The organism is Pseudomonas sp. AM8 (assembly GCF_036346475.1).
GTDB classification, from domain to species: Bacteria; Pseudomonadota; Gammaproteobacteria; order Pseudomonadales; family Pseudomonadaceae; genus Aquipseudomonas; species Aquipseudomonas marginalis.
Map to the genome: position 1 here is coordinate 731,655 of NZ_JAOTNX010000001.1, position 19,429 is coordinate 751,083.

17 protein-coding genes and 2 pseudogenes are annotated in these 19,429 nt (G+C 51.3%); 9 read left to right on the forward strand and 10 right to left on the reverse strand.

The window, feature by feature from the left end:
- Positions 1-17 precede the first annotated feature (17 nt).
- The gene (locus V3W40_RS03550; protein WP_330214445.1) at positions 18-980 is read right to left on the reverse strand and encodes an arsenic resistance protein; all 963 of its coding nucleotides are present in this window, start codon (positions 978-980) and stop codon (positions 18-20) included.
- A 91-nt stretch (positions 981-1,071) separates the two neighbouring features.
- Between V3W40_RS03550 and V3W40_RS03555 the strand changes: the two genes are divergently transcribed.
- Complete coding sequence (locus V3W40_RS03555) at positions 1,072-1,506, forward strand: MerR family transcriptional regulator (RefSeq protein WP_003444064.1); 435 nt, start codon at positions 1,072-1,074, stop codon at positions 1,504-1,506.
- Between the two features lie 60 nt (positions 1,507-1,566).
- On the opposite strand, the pseudogene V3W40_RS03560 reads toward V3W40_RS03555, so the two are convergent.
- The 5 genes and pseudogenes from V3W40_RS03560 to V3W40_RS03580 all read right to left on the reverse strand — a co-directional run.
- Positions 1,567-1,824 (reverse strand): annotated as a pseudogene (locus tag V3W40_RS03560) (IS66 family transposase); the annotation flags it as partial.
- A 481-nt stretch (positions 1,825-2,305) separates the two neighbouring features.
- Positions 2,306-3,613 carry an OprO/OprP family phosphate-selective porin gene (locus tag V3W40_RS03565; RefSeq protein ID WP_153326442.1) on the reverse strand — a complete coding sequence of 436 codons (1,308 nt, stop codon included), beginning with the start codon at positions 3,611-3,613 and terminating at the stop codon, positions 2,306-2,308.
- A 204-nt stretch (positions 3,614-3,817) separates the two neighbouring features.
- Entirely contained in the window at positions 3,818-4,786 is a 969-nt protein-coding gene (locus tag V3W40_RS03570; RefSeq protein ID WP_330214446.1) for a LysR family transcriptional regulator, read from the reverse strand.
- 621 nt (positions 4,787-5,407) lie between these two features.
- Entirely contained in the window at positions 5,408-5,695 is a 288-nt protein-coding gene (locus V3W40_RS03575) for a hypothetical protein (protein ID WP_330214555.1), read from the reverse strand.
- A 511-nt stretch (positions 5,696-6,206) separates the two neighbouring features.
- Positions 6,207-6,659, reverse strand: a complete 453-nt coding sequence (locus V3W40_RS03580; RefSeq protein ID WP_330214447.1) for a hypothetical protein — start codon at positions 6,657-6,659, stop codon at positions 6,207-6,209.
- A 424-nt stretch (positions 6,660-7,083) separates the two neighbouring features.
- Between V3W40_RS03580 and V3W40_RS03585 the strand changes: the two genes are divergently transcribed.
- The 4 genes from V3W40_RS03585 to V3W40_RS03600 all read left to right on the forward strand — a co-directional run bounded on the left by V3W40_RS03585 (position 7,084) and on the right by V3W40_RS03600 (position 11,700).
- Entirely contained in the window at positions 7,084-7,371 is a 288-nt protein-coding gene (locus tag V3W40_RS03585) for a c-type cytochrome (RefSeq protein ID WP_153326436.1), read from the forward strand.
- Between the two features lie 160 nt (positions 7,372-7,531).
- The gene (locus V3W40_RS03590; RefSeq protein ID WP_330214448.1) at positions 7,532-7,921 is read left to right on the forward strand and encodes a DUF2946 domain-containing protein; all 390 of its coding nucleotides are present in this window, start codon (positions 7,532-7,534) and stop codon (positions 7,919-7,921) included.
- A 152-nt stretch (positions 7,922-8,073) separates the two neighbouring features.
- Positions 8,074-10,101: a TonB-dependent receptor gene (locus V3W40_RS03595; RefSeq protein ID WP_330214552.1), complete on the forward strand. Its 2,028-nt coding sequence runs from the start codon at positions 8,074-8,076 to the stop codon at positions 10,099-10,101.
- A gap of 636 nt (positions 10,102-10,737) precedes the next feature.
- Positions 10,738-11,700: a GlxA family transcriptional regulator gene (locus tag V3W40_RS03600; RefSeq protein WP_330214449.1), complete on the forward strand. Its 963-nt coding sequence runs from the start codon at positions 10,738-10,740 to the stop codon at positions 11,698-11,700.
- 112 nt (positions 11,701-11,812) lie between these two features.
- Here V3W40_RS03600 and V3W40_RS03605 read toward each other — a convergent pair.
- Positions 11,813-11,956 (reverse strand): annotated as a pseudogene (locus V3W40_RS03605) (GlxA family transcriptional regulator); the annotation flags it as partial.
- Between the two features lie 25 nt (positions 11,957-11,981).
- On the opposite strand from V3W40_RS03605, the gene V3W40_RS03610 reads away from it, so the two are divergent.
- The gene (locus tag V3W40_RS03610) at positions 11,982-12,164 is read left to right on the forward strand and encodes a carboxymuconolactone decarboxylase family protein (protein ID WP_198822266.1); all 183 of its coding nucleotides are present in this window, start codon (positions 11,982-11,984) and stop codon (positions 12,162-12,164) included.
- A 134-nt stretch (positions 12,165-12,298) separates the two neighbouring features.
- Here V3W40_RS03610 and V3W40_RS03615 read toward each other — a convergent pair whose 3' ends face one another.
- A complete protein-coding gene (locus V3W40_RS03615; RefSeq protein WP_330214450.1) occupies positions 12,299-13,072 on the reverse strand; it encodes an SDR family NAD(P)-dependent oxidoreductase in 774 nt (257 codons plus the stop codon).
- A gap of 153 nt (positions 13,073-13,225) precedes the next feature.
- Between V3W40_RS03615 and gcvA the strand changes: the two genes are divergently transcribed.
- The 3 genes from gcvA (at position 13,226) to V3W40_RS03630 (ending at position 16,176) form a co-directional block, all read left to right on the forward strand.
- A complete protein-coding gene (gene gcvA, locus V3W40_RS03620; protein ID WP_330214451.1) occupies positions 13,226-14,158 on the forward strand; it encodes a transcriptional regulator GcvA in 933 nt (310 codons plus the stop codon).
- A 378-nt stretch (positions 14,159-14,536) separates the two neighbouring features.
- A complete protein-coding gene (locus V3W40_RS03625) occupies positions 14,537-15,427 on the forward strand; it encodes a DMT family transporter (RefSeq protein ID WP_330214452.1) in 891 nt (296 codons plus the stop codon).
- Between the two features lie 149 nt (positions 15,428-15,576).
- On the forward strand, positions 15,577-16,176 hold the full coding sequence (locus V3W40_RS03630; protein WP_330214453.1) for an FMN-dependent NADH-azoreductase: 600 nt from the start codon (positions 15,577-15,579) through the stop codon (positions 16,174-16,176).
- Between the two features lie 139 nt (positions 16,177-16,315).
- On the opposite strand, the gene V3W40_RS03635 is transcribed toward V3W40_RS03630, so the two are convergent.
- Both V3W40_RS03635 and V3W40_RS03640 read right to left on the reverse strand, forming a co-directional pair.
- A complete protein-coding gene (locus V3W40_RS03635) occupies positions 16,316-17,146 on the reverse strand; it encodes a DJ-1/PfpI family protein (protein WP_330214454.1) in 831 nt (276 codons plus the stop codon).
- Positions 17,147-17,156: 10 nt separating this feature from the next.
- On the reverse strand, positions 17,157-19,343 hold the full coding sequence (locus V3W40_RS03640; RefSeq protein ID WP_330214455.1) for a TonB-dependent siderophore receptor: 2,187 nt from the start codon (positions 19,341-19,343) through the stop codon (positions 17,157-17,159).
- Positions 19,344-19,429: the final 86 nt, after the last annotated feature.

Below are 19,429 nucleotides of genomic sequence, written 5' to 3' on the forward strand. Positions count from 1 at the left end.
GATGCCTTCCTTGGCATCTACATTTTGCGCCACAACAAAGCAGGAATTGCCCGGATGTAAATTAGCTCGCTGACCAATTCAATCAGCGTTTGAGTAATGACTGCTGCCGCCGCGAGCCCTCTGATTTCATCGGGCAAGGCCAGTGCCAGTGGCAGAACTACCAGTGAATTTCGTGTCGAGCTGCTGAAAGCGACTGATCTTGCCGTGCTGGCCGGCAATTTAAAGGCGCCGGCCACCAGCGCGCCCACCAACGGTGCCAAGAGCATGAAACCAATGTAGACGGGAATAACGGGCAGCAGCTTGTCCATGTCTCTGATCACCGCTGAAATCTGAGAGCCGATCACAACGACCAACACAGCCGCCATAGCCGGTACAGGCATCCAAGTCCATGCATCATTCCAGCCCTCAACGATGCTGGATCTCTTTGCCCCGGCAGCCGTTGCTACCGCCAAGACCAGAGGCAAAGCGATCAGCACTACAAAAGCCTCAATAAATGGGCCGATAGATATGGCTACCGCTGAGTCGTTACCCAGCATGAAGGCCAAGTAAAGCGGCAACAACACAAGCTGTAGCAAAAGTAGCAATGGCGTCGCCGCCAGAGTGAGTTTGGAGTCACCCTTACCGATATGGGTAAACACCACCACATAGTCGATACAAGGCGTCAGCAAAACCAACAGGGCACCCACCAAAATCGCAGGGTGATCGGTTAGCCCCATCGTCAATGCCCAGACCAACAAGGGGATGGCCACGAAGTTGGCAGTCAGCAACGCCGCCATGAAACGCTTATTCGCAAGCCCATTACGGAGATCCAGGAACGGAATCTGTAGAAACATGGCGTACATCAGCACTGCGATGGCGGGTGTCACCATCGCCCCTAGAGCTTGAGACGCATTGGGTGCGAGCAGGCCTCCGATGGCCGCGACAATGACCGCGACGAAGTAAACGGGAATCTGGTTCTTCTCTAGCTGTTCTCTGTCCACGAAATGCCCTTCAAACGCGTGAAATTATTTTCTGAAGACAGGTTAATATCTGTAGCTACTACAGGTTCAAGAAAATGCTTGGGGAGTTTGCATGTCAGGAATCGGGGCGCTGTCGAAATCAACGGGTTGCCACATTGAAACGATTCGCTACTACGAGAAAATAGGCCTTCTACCTCCAGCTCTGCGGTCGACAGGGCGGCATCGAATCTATACCGAAAAGCATCGTTCAAGACTCGTCTTCATCCGGCAGAATCGTGAATTGGGCTTTCCACTCGACGATATCCGAGAACTCATTGCGCTCGCAGCAGATGCTGATCGTCCGTGTGCTGATGCGCTGTCGGTGGTCAAGAAGCACTTGGCAGAAGTAGAGTCGAAGGTCGCCAAGCTCCAGCAGATCCGTATAGAGCTGCTATCAATGGCAAGCAAGTGTGAGTCAACATGCCTAGGTTCGAAAACTCCAGACTGTACGATTGTTGAGTCATTGTTCGAACCTGCTGCTGGGGCTCGCTCTGGTTGCTGCTCCTAAGCAAATCAAAATGCTGGGCGCCCACTGAATTGCGCAAGGTGTGTTGAGCGGACGCTTACCTTTTTCTTGCCGTAGACGTCGGCGTAAATCTGGCTTCAGGTCGCGGATCCCCCTTTCGATTTCGTATAGCAACTGGATGGAGTGCAGTACTTGCTCGGCGAGCTCGCTCTTGTTCGTGGCATGCAGGTCGAAAAACTTGCGCCGGGCATGGGCCATGCAACCGATTTCGGTGACGCCCAATGCGAAACTGGCCTTGTAGCCACCAAAATCGTCGCACACCAGTTTGCCTTTCCAGTCTTGCAGGAAGTTGCGCACATGAGGGCGCCTGCATATCGTCAGCGAGGGACTGTTTCCTTGGGGTTTTCCAAGTCAATGATAGATGGCTGCCTATGAGCCTTATCAACGTTGAACTATTGTATTTCTTGTTTCAGCTGAGGTCTCTTGAATTCTCGGGACTGTCTTACCGGTCGATGGTGGCGTCACTGCAGGTCGTCTTTAGTTGAAAGACAAGGCGGGAACAGAGTAAGTGTGTGTCGAGCACATTTTGCCCCAGCTCTTTTGGGATGAGCGGAGGCTCAGCACTCCATCAGCTCGGGTCTTGTCGTCACCTTTTACCTTCTACCATCATAGGATTGAGTATTGCCGCCGCAGTACCCGTTCACGAGAGTTCGATGCTGCACGTAGTATTTAACGCTTTGCTTTTGTTGGCCTATCGCAAAGACGCCTGATCCTGGAACACTGACAAAAAAACCTGAAGCGCTCAGTGCGCTCCAGGATTTTCCGTCCTACTCGAGGCCTATCAGAAGACGTACTGCAGGCGGGTCACGATTGCACTGCCCCCGTCATCACCGACAGTGTTCTCGGCATTATCAGTGCGAACATTAATGTAGTCGGCACTGACTTTCACGGCATCATTGACATACCAGTTCACGCCGACGGTGTGGCTCTTGGCTTTACGCTCATTCGACAGATCCGCTGCAGTGACTAGGTTACCATCTTCTACTTTGATGTCATCAAAGCGGTAGAAGACCTCCCATGCGCCCAGCTCTTTGCTCTGTGGCTTGACGGTGTCGAATTTAGCACCGTCGAGCTTATAGATGCGAGGCTCGCCAGTCAGGGTGTAGGCCATCTGAGCGTAGTAACCCGAAGCTTTAAGGTCGTTTCTGGCTTGCTCGGCCTTCAACTTGCGGCGGAGGTACTCACCTTGCACCGAGAACGGACCGGTGGCCCAGGCACCTTCAATCCCCCAAACGGAATCGCCGCTCCACAAGCCGTCTTGTGCGGCAGTGCCGCCAAACAGCATCCGATTGCCGTTGGTGCCGGCATCTCCACCTCCGTTGGTATCTACACCGCGGACACCCAAGCGAGAGCGGATCCGTGTATCCACCGCGCTGTCCTTCAGATCGCGATAAGCGTACTGGGCGCCGACGTGCAGGACATTCCCATCGGTGTGCAACGGTGCAAATACACCGCGCACGTTATAGCGTTTGACGCTGTCGCCATTGGTATTATTGTTGGTCTCGCTAAACACGCTACCGGACAGGTAAGCCATGTCAGCAATAGTGCTGGTGGCCTGGATACCCATACCGGCGTTGTCGTTGATCCAATCTGCTATATCGTAGGAGAGGTTCCGCTCCATAGCAGTAGTCCACTTAGAGCTGGTGGCCTTCTCAAGACCGAAATCGGTATAAAAGCGGCCGAAGCGCACCTGGATCGGTTTGAAACCGGTATAAGTCAAGCTCGCTTCGTCGAAGTAACCATCGGAGTCGTTGCCGGTATTACGGGACAGGTCGTAGTTGACCTGATATTTCCAGTCGCGGTACAAGGTTCCGCCGAATTCAAGGTAGGCACGACGGAAGTAAGCTGCGTCTGCTGTCTCACCATTTTTAGTGAAGGCGCCATCAAATCTACCATAGTCGGCCTGCACCCGGCCGCCCAATTTGAAACTGAACTCTTTGTCAGCAGTAGAAACTTCAAGCCCACCCTTAGTCTTGAGAACGATATCCGCTCCGTCAGTAGTTACTGTTCCGGAGAATGCTTGCGAAGAAAATGTGCCGATAATTGCGGCAGTCAAAAGCTTTTCCCGCATGTTCGAAGAACAGATCATTGCTTACCTCTCGTGTGTGAAGTGCTTAGCTGCCGACGAAATACATAGCCCTATGTCGGCATGGGTAAATCTTGCTGAAGTTGGCAGTTAACTAACTACCCTAACAAGATGCCTTTCTTCTAAGCACTTTGACTAGGCCACAAGCAAAAATGACAGAAATATTTCATTTATGTTAACGGGAATGTTTGAGGGGTAACGCGGATTTTATCGAACAAGCCATTCCTTCTTGTCAGAAAAGCTTTTCTTGATCTGCCTTCTAAGTTCTAATACTCTCGTGTCGTATGTGAGTTGCATTTTTATAGCGAGATAGGCATCTTTTTCCTCTAGGTCCCCCAGGAATCCGGGCATAGGTAGGATATTTTTTTCCAGTCGTCGACTGTAATCGGGCAATACGCCGATGCAGGCTCCTCCTACTATCAGTCCACGCGCCAAGTTGTAGCTCTTGACCCTAGTAATTCCACCCTCGTGCTCAGCCATCACCGACGTCCACCCTGATGAGCCCGATAAAATATCGTCATCCCAAGGAATTACGAGCATGAAGTTACGCAGATCCAGGCCATCTACGGGAAGCGTAACGTTTCGTGAATAGCGGCTGGAGATAAACAGCGCATGTCCAATTCGGCCCAGTCGTTCGAATCGGTAATCGGGATGGTGGTCTATCGCCTTGACCTCGTCAGAGCCTAGTAAAGCAATACCTACATCTACATCACTCTCAGAGAGAGTCTGTAAGTTGCACTCTGAATGGATGTCTAACCGAATGTCTGCATTATCTCGTACAAAGGCTACGAGATCGCGGTTGACAATGTCGCTCAAGACTGGCTCGGTGATAGCCATTGAGAGAATAAGCGTTTCCCTAGTCCCCCTCTTAACCAGAGCTTCCCGACCGAATGATTGTGATAGATGATCTCTGAGCTTCTGGCCTGTACGCGTAAGGACAAGCTTGTTGCACTTGTAGACAAACACCGGAGCACCTAGATGCTCCTCCAGCTTCTCCATACGTTTACGGAGCAATACCGCAGGCACATTGAGCCCCCTGGCTGCCTGTTTAAAACTCGCGCACCGGGCTGTTGCAAAAAACTCTAGTGCTAATTGATCAGTAATTGGCAGATCATCCAATATACCAAGGCTGCAAGGAATAGAACTGCCTGTATATGTTTCGTTTTGTGTGACCATACATGATTCCCTCTGTGCAGAGGAGCTTATCTCACTGCTACCAGTCAATGCCTTATTTTTTCAAAATTGTAATCTTCAGGTCATGCCTATGTTATTCGGCTGGGTAAATTACCAAAACGTAATTTTTGGCAATTCGCTTAATACTAATATGCATTGGCCTAGTTATTCGAGTTTTATTGCGAAGCTTATATAGATCCCTGCACTGCGGATTCACATTTGATTCAATGCTTTTCACCTACGATTCCATAACCTTTGTGGATGCAGACATAGAGTCCTACCTGTTAAGCTCTTTCTAATTATTTATCTTAGAAGCGGGTTGGTGGCGGCGATAGTCAATGAAGGCGATGGCAGCAGCGTAACTCTGCGTTTTTTTTGATGGAGCCGCAAGATTGCTGACAGTCATGCATGTTTGTCATCCTGACATATTGGATTCTGCGGCCTGCAGCATTTCAGCTTGGCTCAGGAGGATAGGCCGATTTTATTGAAGTAGGCCGTACTTCAGCCAGCACCGAATTTCAAGATTTGCCCGATTCGCTCAAATGTAGCGGAGCGCGGCCTGATTTAATTTCTCTGGGTGACAGCTAACCGAGGCTCTAAGCATTTTTGTAATGCGGAATTACTTTATATCCATTGCATGTCTAAATTGTAATTCCGATCATCTACGTGTGAACTCCGGCTCCAGGCTGCGCGGGAGATTTGTTTGGCTGCGACTTCTCCAGCTTCACGCGCCTTTAGCTCAACTTGTTGCTTCAGCTTTTCGAACTTCTGCATTGCTTGCTGATAGGCCTGACCGTAACTATCAACGATCTGAGTCGGGGACACCGCGCTGGCACCGATAGCAGTTCCCAGAACGCTAAGCACTACGTACGCGACCAGAGCAATCGCGCTACCGGCCAATACTGAACCCATTACCTGCTCTTACAGCCAATGAGCTCTACAAGCTCTTTGAACGCTACATGACATCTAAGTCAATTCAGTCATGGAACTCCGTCATAAGAGCCTAATGAGCGGTCGCTGTGGCTAGGCTCTTGTAAAGCTGCGCGAGGAGCTAGGCATTGAGTTGCCAACAGTCGATGTTCAGTGCTAGCGGAGCGGAGATTAGCTGGCGACCTGTGTGTCTCAGGGACATAACGTAGAGCAGTATATGAGCTCAACCCAAATCTTCGGGCAGCTGATCATAGCTCATTGCATATTCTAACCTTGGGCTAAAGAACTAGAACCCAGGCTGCGACAAGGGCGCAGCAGTGGAGCCCGAACGAAACACGATAAGAAAGTCAACATATAATTCTCTATAAACTGCAGCCTTATTCACGTTAATTGCACCTTGACTAATTTATCCTGGCGCTCATTAAATGCCCGAAGGAATATCATCTAGTTTCTGCTGGAGATGCTCAATGGCACGCACTTTAACTTCGCCCTGCTAACGTATATCAGATACTATCTCATCTTCGCGCTTAGCTACCGCCGAAACAGGTGATAGGGTACGACTAGCGCTGTTTTCCACTACGCCAAGAGATAGATGATCTGTTGTATAAAATTCCGGCGATAAGTAAGAAGCTAGCTGTGAAGACCGCTCACCCATAAGCTGCGCTCGCATGTCTAAACTTGCAATGAGCTTATATCCATTGTGTGATGCTTCGTCAAAAGATTGGAAACGTTGCACGCTGCCAAAACGAGTCTCCAACATTCGCACGACTGCTTCGACGCTTAAATAAGGATCTGAAGTTTCTATGTATGCTTTGCGTATAGCTTTCGTGTACAGGTTCGCTGCAAAGCCTGATGACCATCGCAGATTATAACTTTCTAGCTCCTTAACTGTTTCATTCGCAGTGATGCTCACAATGAGAGCGACTGGCCCTGCTGGTAGGCTCACAGGATTCTTCCGTACTCCCTCAATGTTTTCGCTATTTTTTTCGGTGGTACAGCCTGATAACATTACAATAGATAATTAAATAAAGAAAACTCTTAGAACACCAAAAAATTATCGGCCAGCTAAAAAAGACTTCGACACCTTAAAATTTAGCACATATGACCTACCAATCATAATAGAAAGGCTTCGGACACCAAAAATTCGAAATATTTTAGTATTACTAGACAGTGCCAAATAAATAGGCAGCCGTAACAGTAATTGTAGTTTCGGCGGCAATAGCAACACTGCCAAAACGTTGATTATTTCTGCCATAAAAACCTCCAAACACACTGCGGCCAACTGTCGCACTACAATATGATCTTTTTAAAATGTTAAGCTTTTTTCAGTAACTGCTCGCTGAGCATCGGTAGGGATTTCGGGGTATGAAATGAAATATTTAGTTATCTGGGCTGTCGGTTCATTGCCTTTTTTGGCGGACGCTGCACAAGATCCTGAGACGGTTTTCAATCAATCATGTGGCATATGCCATAACGGTCAATTGCGCACCGCACCTCAAAAAGGGGACACGAAAGCGTGGGCGCCACGCCTTGAGCAAGGGATGGACTTGCTGGTAAATCGAGTCACTTTTGGATACGGCGTGATGCCAACGCGCGGCCTCTGCATGCAATGCACCCCAGAGGATTACAAAGCAGTCATAGAGTGGATGGCTAAGTGAACATCCTCATCAGGACGCCCTGATAAAGCTGAATCAATCAACTCGTCTGATTGCGAGATATGGATACCTAAACACGACGTGTGGCCAAGTACCGGTGCATAAAATTTTACTTAACTAAATAAAACCAGCTAAATAGCCCCCACATAGCGGCGATTCAATCATGAGTTCTTTGAAATGCATCTGTCCCTGGATAGCCTGCCTAACCGTCCTACTCAACCTGTTCGCCATGCCGATGAGCCGTGCGATGCAGACGCCGGATGTGCGCCTGATGCTCTGGGGTGGGTTCTGTTCAGGCGGCAGCTTGAGTGCGCAGCCAAAAGACTTCAGCAAAGTAATCCATGCCCTGCAACTGTCGCAGTCAAAACCTACCATGCCGCATGCTGATTGCTGTTGCGGGCACGCCGGACTGGCCTCATTACCGTCCAATTACTACCGGCATTTCCTACCGCAGTACACCGCCAACACCGCTCTAGAAAATCCTATCCTCCCGACGCTGCATCCGCGTATTCGCTGGCCCAGCCTGAGCCCTCGCGCCTCCCCTTTTGCCTGATCACACCACCGCTGATGCTGTGCGGTGTTGCCCGCTTTAAATCCTTTCAGCAACTAGCGCTGAACGTTAAGTTTCTTGATCATCAGGAAGTGCGTGTTATGCCTGCTCCATTTTCTCTGCGCCCTGCAAAGCGTTTGTCTGTGTCCACCACCATGTGGCCCGTGTTTTCCATAGGCGTGCTCGCACTGAGCCCACTATCGCTGGCATTAGCTGACGCCGGCAAACCCGAAAACTCAACATTGACCCTCGGCGCCGTGAGCATTCAAGGCTCAGCCAGCGGCCCGTTAAGCACCAGCAGCGTACTGAGTTCAGTCGATATTCTGGGCGCGGACATCCTTGAAAAGATGCCGGTCAACTACAGCTGGGAGCTGTTCAGCCGTGCGCCCGGAGTAATGCTGACCGAGTTCAATCAAGGTACCACCTCAGGCAAAATTTCCTTCCGGGGCTTTAACGGCGAAGGCGAAGTGAACGCGGTGAAATTGCTGATCGACGGCATCCCGAGCAATAGCAACGACGGCAACATGCCATTCATGGACATGATTTTCCCCATGGAGCTGGACAGCATCGAGGTGGTGCGCGGTACCAGCGATGCGCGTTACGGCCTGAATAACATCGCCGGCAACGTCAATATGTTCACCCGCACCGGCGGCGATTACACCAAGGCGCGACTGCGGTATGGCACCTTCAATACTCAGGAAACCCAATTCGCAAAGGGCATCGAAGGCAGCAACTGGACACAGAACTATTTCTTCGCTTATCAGAAAGCCGATGGCTATCGCGATCACGCCGAAGCCGACAAGTTTTCCATATCGGGCAAATGGTTTTACACGCCGGACGATGACAGCTACCGCGTCGGCCTGATCGCCCGTCATTATGAGACCGAGGCGCAAGAGCCCGGTTATCTGAGCGAGGAGGATGCCCGCCATCACCCTGAAATGACCAACAGCTTCAACGCCACGGATAAGGGCACGCGACGCATGAATCAGGTCAGTGTACATTTCGATACCGACATAGCTGACACACTCGCCTGGTCAGCGAAAACTTACGTCAACACCTTTGATGACCGCCGCTGGACGCAATATTGGCGCACCAGCGCACAGCAGGAGCGCGAAGCCTACGAGACCCAATACGGCGCACTCACATCCCTGACGTGGCGCCCTGAAGTCAGCTGGCTCTACGATCTCGCCCTAGAAGGCGGTGCAGACGTACAGCAGCAACAGAACAAAAGTCAGCGCTATCGCACCAGAGACCGCATACGTCTGGCTACCACCCGCAACCAGCAGTTCGACTTTGAAACCTACGGTGCTTATGTCCAGGCAGAGATCAAACCGGTCGAGTCGCTGAAAATCGTACCCGCCTATCGGGTCGACAAGATCCAGGGCGATTTCACCAACGAAATGACCGGCATGGACTACGACATCAATGACTACGGCCTGATCAAGCAGCCGAAGATCAGCGTGGTTTATTCCCCGTGGGACGTCGCCAGCTTCTATGCGAACTGGGGTCGCACATTTCAGGTGGGCACCGGGGCTGCGGCCTACAAGATTCCGCCGAGAGACACCGATCTGGCGCCGTCGATCAACGAAGGCTGGGAAACCGGGATCAAGTTCACACCGGCAGACTGGGTAGACGGGCGTGTCGCCTATTGGCAGCAAGAAGCTTCGGGGGAAGTCAGCCGCCGACTCAACGACCCGAGCGGCGAATCCGACAACGTCGGTGAAACCCGGCGCTGGGGTTATGACCTACAGATCAACCTGCACCCGAATGACCGCACTGAAATGTGGATGGCCTACTCCTGGCAGTATTCGAAAATCCTCCAGCCCAGTGCCACGCTGCCCAACAGCAAAGGCCAGGAAATCGACCACATCCCGCATCACCTCTACAACGCCGGCATCCGCTATGACGCGACACCTGTGCTACAGCTAACAGCCTGGATGAACGGCCAAACCAACTATTACCTGGAGAGGGAAAACACCAAGGGGACTTACGGCGGTTACGTGCTGATGAACATTGGTGCAACGTACAAGGTGACGCAGTCAGTGAGCGTCGACCTGCAGCTTAAAAACCTCACCAACCGCTATTACGAATACGTCTGGTACGACCCGGATGGCGCAAAAGCCTCCCTACATTCACCAGGTGATGGACGTGCGCTATATACCGGAGTAACCATCGAATTCTGATGTGACAGATTGCTGGGGTCTATTTTGGCCTCAGCAGCACACCGGGTTGGGCTACCACGCTGGCGTCCACTTTGTCTTCAGAAGGAACCAGGTAGTCAGTCTAAGCGCATCGATATCTAGGGATGGCCTCATTCACAATCGCACTCAAATACAATTTTACGGGATCGAGAAGCAAGTAGCCCTATCAAATCCTGAAGTTGGCATGATACGAAATGATCATGCATTGCCTTTTCATCATGCCACAAACACTCAATCCTCCAGCTGTTCGGTGCGGCAACGCTATTTAATTCGCATTTTGCTAGACCCAAAGAATTACACTCGACCAGTCGAAGAATATTAGAAATCCTGATCTGAAAATTATCATCCATGTTCACTTCGAATCCCATTGCGCTCTTCATAAGACCCGACATATAACCAACCTCCATTCAAAGCTACCAATTAATATCCAGATACCGCCAAGGGAAGACAAAATGACACTCAGTGTCACTAAAAAAACTCTGCGATATCGAGCTACCCTGACGCGTTTTCGATTAATGCCACAATAGACGCAAGTCGGTTAAAAACATGACAAAACGTTGATGATTTCTGCCAAAATCGCTAGAGCCCATTGGGCTCCTGTCGGAGGGTTTACTCAAAATGTCTGTTAAATCTGTTCAGTTTATTACCTACCCCGAAGTTAGCCTGCTCGACCTAGCTGGCCCCTTGGATGTATTCATCGCTGCTAATCATTTTGCTCATCCTGATCACCCGCCGTACTCTCTATCTATTCTTTCGTTAAATCAAACGACGGAAGTTTTCTCTGATTTCTCATTGAAAGCCTTAATTTTGGCGCCTGAGGCGCCGGCACCGCATACGCTTATCGTACCTGGCGGCCCTGGAATACATAAATTTTGTGAAGACCAGAAGTTTTTTACACATTTCGTGAAACACATTGAAAAAGCAAAACGTCTGGTTTCCGTCTGCACAGGGATATTTGCTCTAGCCACCGCTGGAAAACTAAATGGGCGAAATGTAACGACCCATTGGTCTGCTTATGACAAGTTGGAACTCGATTTTCCTTCTGCGAACGTGAAGCGCGGGCCGATATTCATCAATGATGGAGACTTATGGACTTCTGCAGGAGTTACCTCGGGAATAGATTTGGCTCTGGCGATGGTGGAATCTGACTTAGGACATACTGCAGCACTTGAAGTTGCGCGACATTTAGTTGTTTTCTTGAAGCGTCCTGGAGATCAAAACCAATTCAGCTCATCATTGACCTTACAGGCGAAAAGCATTCAGTTCTCAGACCTGCATGTTTGGCTTAATGACAACCTCAGCAGCGACCTATCGGTGTCTTCTTTAGCGAATTTTATGAATATGAGCGAAAGAACATTTGCTCGAAAGTATCGTGAAATGACAGGCTGCACGCCAAGCAAAATGGTTGAGCAGATTCGCCTGGAAGCAGCTTGCCACTTACTGATAACATCAAGGGCTCCACTTAAAACCGTTTCCAACAAATGCGGCCTAGGCGATGAATCGACCTTCATACGTAGTTTCATTAAGAAATACTCCGTCACGCCCAAGGACTATAGAGAGCGTTTCAAACAAAGTAATTGATAAGCATCTATATCAAATAACATGCCGAGAAAAATAGGTATTTTGTATAATACTTAAATAAAACTCCTGACAACTCTTGGCCTCAAAATTTAATTGACAACACGTGGATTACCTACACGTTACTTCCCGAAGTTACTCCTCGAAAAAACATTCTCCGATACTCAGACGGCGAAGTGCCGAGCTGTACACCGAATTGTTGCCTCAAAGAAAGGGCCGTTCCGAAGCCTGCCTCCCCGGCAATGCACTCAATAGGTAACCTAGCCACACGGGAGCTGATCGCCGTGGAAGTAGCCGTCACTACACAGTGTTCCTACTGCATTGCCGACCATGCCAAGCGAGCAGTCAACGCGGGTGCGTCGAAGCAAGACGTGGCTGAGGCAATCATGGTGGCGACGGCCCTTCGTGCTGGTGGAGGTATTACCCATGGCTGGCAAGCGATGAAGAGCATTGCTGAAATCAAGTAATGGGGCAGCTCTCTTGGCCCATATGAAACGTCGAGTCGGGCCAAGCGACCGTTTACAGCTTTGAGAGTCGATGAATCACTCCCTGTAGTTCGAGGATATGCTCATTCCAGTAGATGCCACTTTATCCCTGCTGATTAAGGACGACCGGCAGTCACGCCACCGTCGACCGGCAATACCGTCCCGGTAATCCAAGACGCCTCATCTGAAGCAAGGAACAGAATCGCCTGGGCTACATCTGCTGGCTGACCATTACGCCCGAGCGGATGAAAAGCGTTGAACGTCGGCAGTACCTTTGCAACCTGAGCTGCGTCCATGAACGTTCCATAAACCGGCGTCTCGACCACCGCAGGTGCAACAGTGTTAATGCGAATGTTGGAATCAGCGAGTTCTAGTGCAAGATTCCGTGTCAGCGCATGCACCCCGGCGTTTGCTGCGGAGTAGGCTGCGGACGGAGTAGCACCGACGGCTTGGATTGCCCAGAGGGAGCCTGTTTGCACGATTACCCCTCCTCCACGCTTCTGCATGGCTTTAGCCGCAGCCTGAGCCATGAAGAATTTGCCTTTCAAAATGATATCTAGGAAGGAGTCGTACTCCTCCGGACTTACCTCAAGAAATGGTTTGGGATTGAAGATGCCTGCGTTGTTGATGAGGATATCTACCCCACCAAAGTTGTTGACTGCGGCATCAACCAGGGCTTGTGCTGTGGCTGGCTGTGCGATGTCCCCTGCGAAAGCGCGTACCATTTTGCCTGACGCATCGATTTCCAATGAGGCTTGAGCAAGCTTGTCAGCATCTCGACCACCGATCACGACGAGAGCGCCCGCCTGAACAAGACGTTGCGCGACTTCTTTACCGATGCCTGAATTGCCTCCAGTAATGATGGCTACCTTGTTAGAAAAACTTTGCATGCTTTAATCTCCGGGATAGGATTTCGGATGATGGACGGCGTATGGTGTTAAGTCCGCTGATACGCAGTTCCGATTGGCTTTGCATACATCCTGAAGAAAAGCGCCCTATCTAACGACCCATAAATTTTCGCTGATGAGACAGAAAAACTATCAATGACGACTCCCGCATACCTCAATGCATTGCGAGCTTTCGAAGCAGCGGCACGACACCAGAGCTTTTCATCAGCCGCTGCCGAGCTGAACGTCACGCCCGCAGCCGTAGGGCAGCAAGTTCGAAACCTGGAGTCATGGCTGGGCATTGCCTTATTCATGCGTGCAAGCAGCGGGACTGCTCGCCTGATGCTGACTGACGTAGCACGGACTGCCCTACCTGATATCCGAGAAGGGTTTGATCGCTTATCTATCGGATTGAGTCGCCTGAAAGACTCAAGCGTGCATGCGCGGCTCATGGTGACGGTAAGTCCGGCCTTCGCATCAAAATGGTTACTGCCACGAATTGAACGGTTTCAACAGAAATATCCGGGGCTAGACGTTCTATTGGATACGAACGCTCGATCCGTGGACTTCCAGATTGAGCGTATCGATGTGGGTGTAAGGTACGGCGCGGGGAAATGGCCAGGGCTTACAGCTGTGCATTTGATGGATGAAGTTATGTTCCCTGTGTGCGCCCCGGACTTCGCCCACCTGAAGAAGGAAAGACTTACGCCAAAGGCATTGGAACGCTGTACGCTAATTCATGACCTATCAATGGCCAACGACCGCGACTATCCCACATGGCGTATGTGGCTGGACGCTTCTGGATTCACTCAGGTAAATTCAGACCATGGATTGCGAATCAACAACTCAGCTTCGGTTCTACAGGCCGCGATAGATGGGCAAGGCCTGGCGCTCGCCCGAAGCGTCATGGTCAAGGACGATTTGGCAGCAGGTCGTCTGATACGACCGTTTGCCGACAAAGGCGTGGACTGCCCTTTGATCCAGGCTTATTACATCGTTTACCGCCCTGAGTGCAGTGATCTGCTTAAAGTGGAAGCTTTTCGAAACTGGCTGCTCGCGGAGGCTGACCAGCCGGTATCTCAGTCCTAGTCTTTTTTTCAGCACTCCCCCTTTAGCCCCCACAACCTGGACTCCCAGGCCCGCAATAGGCAAGCCCGCCATGTGGCATGCCTTAAATTTTTCACTCGAATCTCACTATCTGCCCCCCAAATTCGACCATCTCCGCTCAGTTCAAAAAACTGACTTCAACACGAGAAACAAATTCCTGAAACCTAATCCAGATGACTAGCCCCGTGAAAACACGCCGCGTAGCTGGAGCGCTGCTCAAAAACCCTATTGACGTAGAAAAACTTTGTTGTGAGCAACCCAGAATCTGGAAGAGTATGGATATATCGCCATACTTAATGCTTCATCCTAGTAACGTTCCTTTTAACCGATAAAGTTTTTCTATCTTTTAGGCTCTAGGAAATGACAATAACTACGATCACGAATAGAGACCTCATAAGCCGCCCACGCTTGATAATCCAATTGATCCTATGCCTGGTGGCATTCGCGGCAAACTCGATCTTTTGTCGGCTGGCGTTGATGGAGGGTCAAATCGATCCTGAGTCTTTTACGGCGATTCGGTTGCTCAGCGGCGGCTTTTTTCTACTGCTGCTGATCAAACTTCGCAACCCTCAAACCACTATCCGTGGAAGCTGGAAAGGAGGTCTTTCACTCTTCCTTTACGCCTATCTATTCTCTATCGCTTACGTTCAGCTAGGCGCAGGAATGGGAGCCCTGATTTTGTTCGGTGCGGTTCAGGTCACCATGTTCATTTTTTCATGGACGCAAGGTGAACGCTTTCAGAAGAAAGTGGTGATCGGCATGCTGGTGGCATCCTGCGGGTTGCTTGTATTGTTGTTGCCCAGCGCCAATTCTCCGCCGCTGGGTAGCGCATTGCTGATGACAATTTCAGGAGTAGCTTGGGGAGCCTATTCGCTGCTCGGAAAGTCAGCTGTGAATCCACTGGCGGAGACCGCCGGTAATTTTTCGAGAGCTCTCCCCTTTTTGCTTTTACTGACTCCAGCAACCGTTTTCGGAAGTGGCCTCAATATGAGCCTTCCTGGAGTGATGTTTGCCGTTGCATCTGGCGTGCTTGCATCAGGTTGCGGCTATGCGCTGTGGTACAGCACTGTTAAGCACATTAGCTCTCAGCAAGCCGCCACTCTTCAGTTAAGCGTTCCGATCATTGCTTCGCTGTCGGGTGTACTGATTCTGAACGAGCCGATATCGCTGCACCTATTGATGATATCGAGCGTCGTACTGGGCGGTGTCGCGCTGGCTTTTTTGCCGAACTCTTCGGCAGCAGGTCGTTAATCGTCAGATGAATGCCTCCTGAATCCGCGCAGCCTGGACAACTGCCTAACGAATTTCTAGATAATTAACAGCGGTTTTTTGCGCTTTATAGGATGTGAAAACGACTAATCTCGACCGTATCGACTCAAGCCGATAGAGAATAAAAAATCATGTCCAGTGTTCTTATTATCGAGAGCAGCGCCCGCCAACAGGAATCAGTATCTCGCCAACTTACCCAACAATTTGTCAACCAATGGCGAACTGCCCATCCAACAGATCAAATCATCATTCGTGACGTGGCGCTCAATCCTATACCCCACATGGACGAAAACTTGATCGGTGGCTGGATGAAGCCAGTTGGACATCGTAGCGAAAATGAGCAGGTTTGCTTAGAACGATCCAACGAACTGACCAACGAACTCTTGACCGCCGACGTGTTAGTCATAGCATCGCCGATGTATAACTTCACTATCTCCAGCACTCTCAAAGCTTGGCTAGACCATGTGATCAGGGCTGGCGTAACGTTCAAATACACCCACGCACGCCCTCAAGGATTGTTGACTGGCAAGCGCGCAGTCGTTTTAACCGCCCGAGGCGGAATTCATACTGATGACACTTCGGATCACCAGGAGCCGTACCTACGTCAGGTGCTGTTGTTTATTGGCATCCACGACATCACCTTTATCCACGCCGAAGGAATTAATCTCAGCAGTATTTTTCGTGAAAAAGGTATCAGGCACGCCGCTACATTGCTGGCAAAAATTGTTTGAACCGTTACGTCCGAAATCAAATTCAGCTGGGTCTGCTTATTGAACCTTCCCGAAGTACCGACTCGTCGCGAAACACTCGCAGTGAAATGAACGCCCACGGCGCGCCCATGCGATGGAGAGCGCCGTGAGTCTGTGGACTTCAGACCTTCGTCAGCCCCGCGAGCACATCCGCTTTTTTCGTGAAGTCTGCCACCAAGTCGATCATGGCAGTCTTCACATACGTTGGAGCAGTCTGCATTGAACCCGCGTTGAACGGAGGGTCGGGGTCATATTCGCTCATCAGTTGGGCACACTCGGCATAGGTCTGATCGCGCAGCTCAGCAACCATGCTCAGGCCAAAATCCAGCCCTGCCGTCACCCCAGCCCCCGTAATCCTGTTACGGTCACGTACGACACGCGCTTTGGTTGGAATTGCACCGAACCCGGCCAGCGCATCCCGGCACGACCAGTGCGAAGTTGCCTTATAGCCCTTTAATAGCCCCGCCGCACCAAGGATCAGAGACCCAGAGCAGACACTGGTCACGTATTTCGCACGTGAGCCACGATCAGCCATGAAAGCAAGTGTCTCGGCGTCCGAAGCCGCTGCCAAGGTGCCATCCGTGCCGCCCGGCGTAAAAAGCACAGTCAGATCGCGAGGACACGTTTCGAAAGTATCGGTCGGTATAACGGTCAACCCTGCGTCGCTGGTTACCGGATCCAGCGATTTGGCGACAATATAGATCTTGGCCCCCATTAGCGAACCAAACATGCAATGCGGCCCAACCAGATCCATTACTGTCATTCCTGGATAGACCAGCATGGCGATTTGCTCTTCCCCCATCCATGGCACCTTTGCCATGTCGGGCCCCAAGTCAGGCATCTTGTGGTCATGCGTAGGCTCATCGGCAGCCGACGCTTTGAGGGTGATGCTGGCAGCAAGCGGTGCAAGGAGCGCACCAATGACCAGGTTTCGACGTTGGTTATCGATCATGATGAATTCCTTAAAAGCTGGCGGTCAGCGTCAAAAAAGCCGAACGTGGTTGGGTGGGCAAAACCACTGGAGATCCCAGGTATTGGTAGGTCTCGAAAACCTTGCGACCGGTCAGATTGACCGCCGAGACTGAGAGCGTGTAACGGTCGAAATCGTAGGAAGCCTGCGCATCAAACAGCGCGTACCCCGGCGCGGAGACAGTATTCGGCAGGGTTAGCTCACGCGCACTGAGCGCAGTGACGCCAGCACCAAATCCCAGCCCCTTGGCGGCGCCATCTAGTATCCGATAGCGGGCTGCGAGGCGACCGCTGTGCCGAGGCACGCGCGGTAATCCGTCACCTATTGGAATCGAATTGTCGTCCGTCACTTCTGCCTGGGTATAGGCGTAGTTTGCCAGCAGCGAAAGTGCTGGAATGGGCTCCCAGACCAGGTCTGCTTCTACGCCACGAGCGCGTTGTTCACCACTCTGCACCGAATACCCCAAGATCGCGTTGGCAGGATCGGGATCAGGCGTGGAAACGTTACGGCGTATTTGCTCAAACACCGCAACACTACCGGATAGCCCCATATCGCTGGATGCCAGTTTGACGCCCACTTCATAGTTACGTGAAAGCTCAGGCTTGGGTGTCTCCGTACCATTGAAGTTAAAAGCGCCCCTGAACCCGGTCGAATATGCCGCATAGAGGGCAACGTTTTCAGTCAGGTCATAGGTGACGCCCACTCGCGGTATCACACGGTGATAAGAGGTATCAACGCCCTGCTCCTGCTGCTTCAGGTTGAGCTGGGTCAGACGCAATGAACCTAACAGGTGAAAACGGCCATAGGTCGCCTGATCCTGAACATAGACGGCCTTCGTCTCGTAGCGGTTGGTCTGGGACACAATCGTTTCCGGCCTCGCGCCATAGGAAATCCCATAACGGGGATTGGCCAGATCCAGTTCACCGATCAACTCGGCATTGGAAACCCCTGAGGTGAAATCGGTTCTGTCGTAGCTAACGCCCACCAACACTTCATGGACACCGCCCAATGTCTCGATTCTGGAGCCCAGGTTGGTATCCAGCGTGCTTTCCCGAATGTTTGTTGGCAAGTAAAGCTTGAATATCGGGTAAACCGTGGGTGTCGCAGGATTCGCCCCAAGAAGCTCAGGAAATATGAAGGCGCCGTTGTCCCGCATTTTGCCTTCGTAATACTGGGCAGAAACGCTCATACGAGTGTCGTCATTAAGCTCGTGCTTGAGTTCTGCAGTGGTTGTTCGATTCTCGATTGTGGTGTGAGGCTGCCCACTGGTGGCCCCCGGGAAAGCATCACGATCAATCTGACCACCCAGTGCCTGGGCGGCTGGCAGGCCAGAATACTCAAGCTGACTGCGATCCTCATATTGGCCGCGTAGTAACAGCTCGGTTTCTGGCGACAACTGAAAAGTGATGCTCGGCTGTATCGACCATTGGTGGCCGTTGACGTGATCGATCCAGCTATCGTTCTCCTGATAGTCAGCAGATATCCGCGCGGCAATCTTGTCGCCGATTGGAGTATTGAGATCCATAGCAGGATTCATAGTGCCAAAGCTGCCGGTGCGTATAGAGAGCAACGCGCTTGGCTCAGTCTCGGGACGTTTGGATATGACGTTGATCAAGCCACCTAAGGGCGCGCCAATACCGCCACCGTACAGTGCAGATGTAGGGCCTTTAAGTACCTCAATGCGCTCGGTACCTATAAGGCTCGTCGGATCAATGCTCGCCGCAGTGCCGCCGAAAGCCGGCAGCCCGTTCATGTAAATTTCTGCCGGAAAACCGCGCACGATAGGTTGAGCGAACAGTGCCTCTTGAGGCTTGGTCGCTCTAACGCCAGAGACGTTAACCAGCGCGTCGGCAAGTGTGTGGCTGCCCTGCTCTTTAATCATCGACTGTGTGACAACTTGCACGGACTGCGGGACTTCGATCAAGGGAGTGTCGGTGCGCGTGGCCGACGCAGAAGTAGGTGCGATATAGCCTTCACGTGCACCCGAAACGGTAATAGGTTCCAACGTCCAGGTCTGTAGCTTTTTGGAGGCTGGCGGTGCATCCAACGAGCCGGTCTCCGGCTGAGCGGCTTGAACAATGACTGGCAGCGCCAGCCCCACGAACATACAAAACGCGCTGCACCTGCGCAGGCGCGATGGATGGAGGTGAAACAGAGACTCGTTCTTTGTCGAGTTCATGGGATCTTCCGATGAAAGTCAGGTGCGGGCTAAGCACACATGGATAGTCAACATCACCAGGTACGAACGCCCGTTGACGCAGAGTC

Excerpts from the sequence above, each read along its gene's own strand:
- V3W40_RS03555 (WP_003444064.1), top strand. The coding sequence starts at position 1,072 with ATGTCAGGAATCGGGGCGCTGTCGAAATCAACGGGTTGCCACATTGAA.
- V3W40_RS03565 (WP_153326442.1), bottom strand. The coding sequence starts at position 3,613 with ATGATCTGTTCTTCGAACATGCGGGAAAAGCTTTTGACTGCCGCAATT.
- V3W40_RS03570 (WP_330214446.1), bottom strand. The coding sequence starts at position 4,786 with ATGGTCACACAAAACGAAACATATACAGGCAGTTCTATTCCTTGCAGC.
- V3W40_RS03575 (WP_330214555.1), bottom strand. The coding sequence starts at position 5,695 with ATGGGTTCAGTATTGGCCGGTAGCGCGATTGCTCTGGTCGCGTACGTA.
- V3W40_RS03585 (WP_153326436.1), top strand. The coding sequence starts at position 7,084 with ATGAAATATTTAGTTATCTGGGCTGTCGGTTCATTGCCTTTTTTGGCG.
- V3W40_RS03590 (WP_330214448.1), top strand. The coding sequence starts at position 7,532 with ATGAGTTCTTTGAAATGCATCTGTCCCTGGATAGCCTGCCTAACCGTC.
- V3W40_RS03595 (WP_330214552.1), top strand. The coding sequence starts at position 8,074 with ATGTGGCCCGTGTTTTCCATAGGCGTGCTCGCACTGAGCCCACTATCG.
- V3W40_RS03600 (WP_330214449.1), top strand. The coding sequence starts at position 10,738 with ATGTCTGTTAAATCTGTTCAGTTTATTACCTACCCCGAAGTTAGCCTG.
- V3W40_RS03615 (WP_330214450.1), bottom strand. The coding sequence starts at position 13,072 with ATGCAAAGTTTTTCTAACAAGGTAGCCATCATTACTGGAGGCAATTCA.
- gcvA (WP_330214451.1), top strand. The coding sequence starts at position 13,226 with ATGACGACTCCCGCATACCTCAATGCATTGCGAGCTTTCGAAGCAGCG.
- V3W40_RS03625 (WP_330214452.1), top strand. The coding sequence starts at position 14,537 with ATGACAATAACTACGATCACGAATAGAGACCTCATAAGCCGCCCACGC.
- V3W40_RS03630 (WP_330214453.1), top strand. The coding sequence starts at position 15,577 with ATGTCCAGTGTTCTTATTATCGAGAGCAGCGCCCGCCAACAGGAATCA.
- V3W40_RS03635 (WP_330214454.1), bottom strand. The coding sequence starts at position 17,146 with ATGATCGATAACCAACGTCGAAACCTGGTCATTGGTGCGCTCCTTGCA.
- V3W40_RS03640 (WP_330214455.1), bottom strand. The coding sequence starts at position 19,343 with ATGAACTCGACAAAGAACGAGTCTCTGTTTCACCTCCATCCATCGCGC.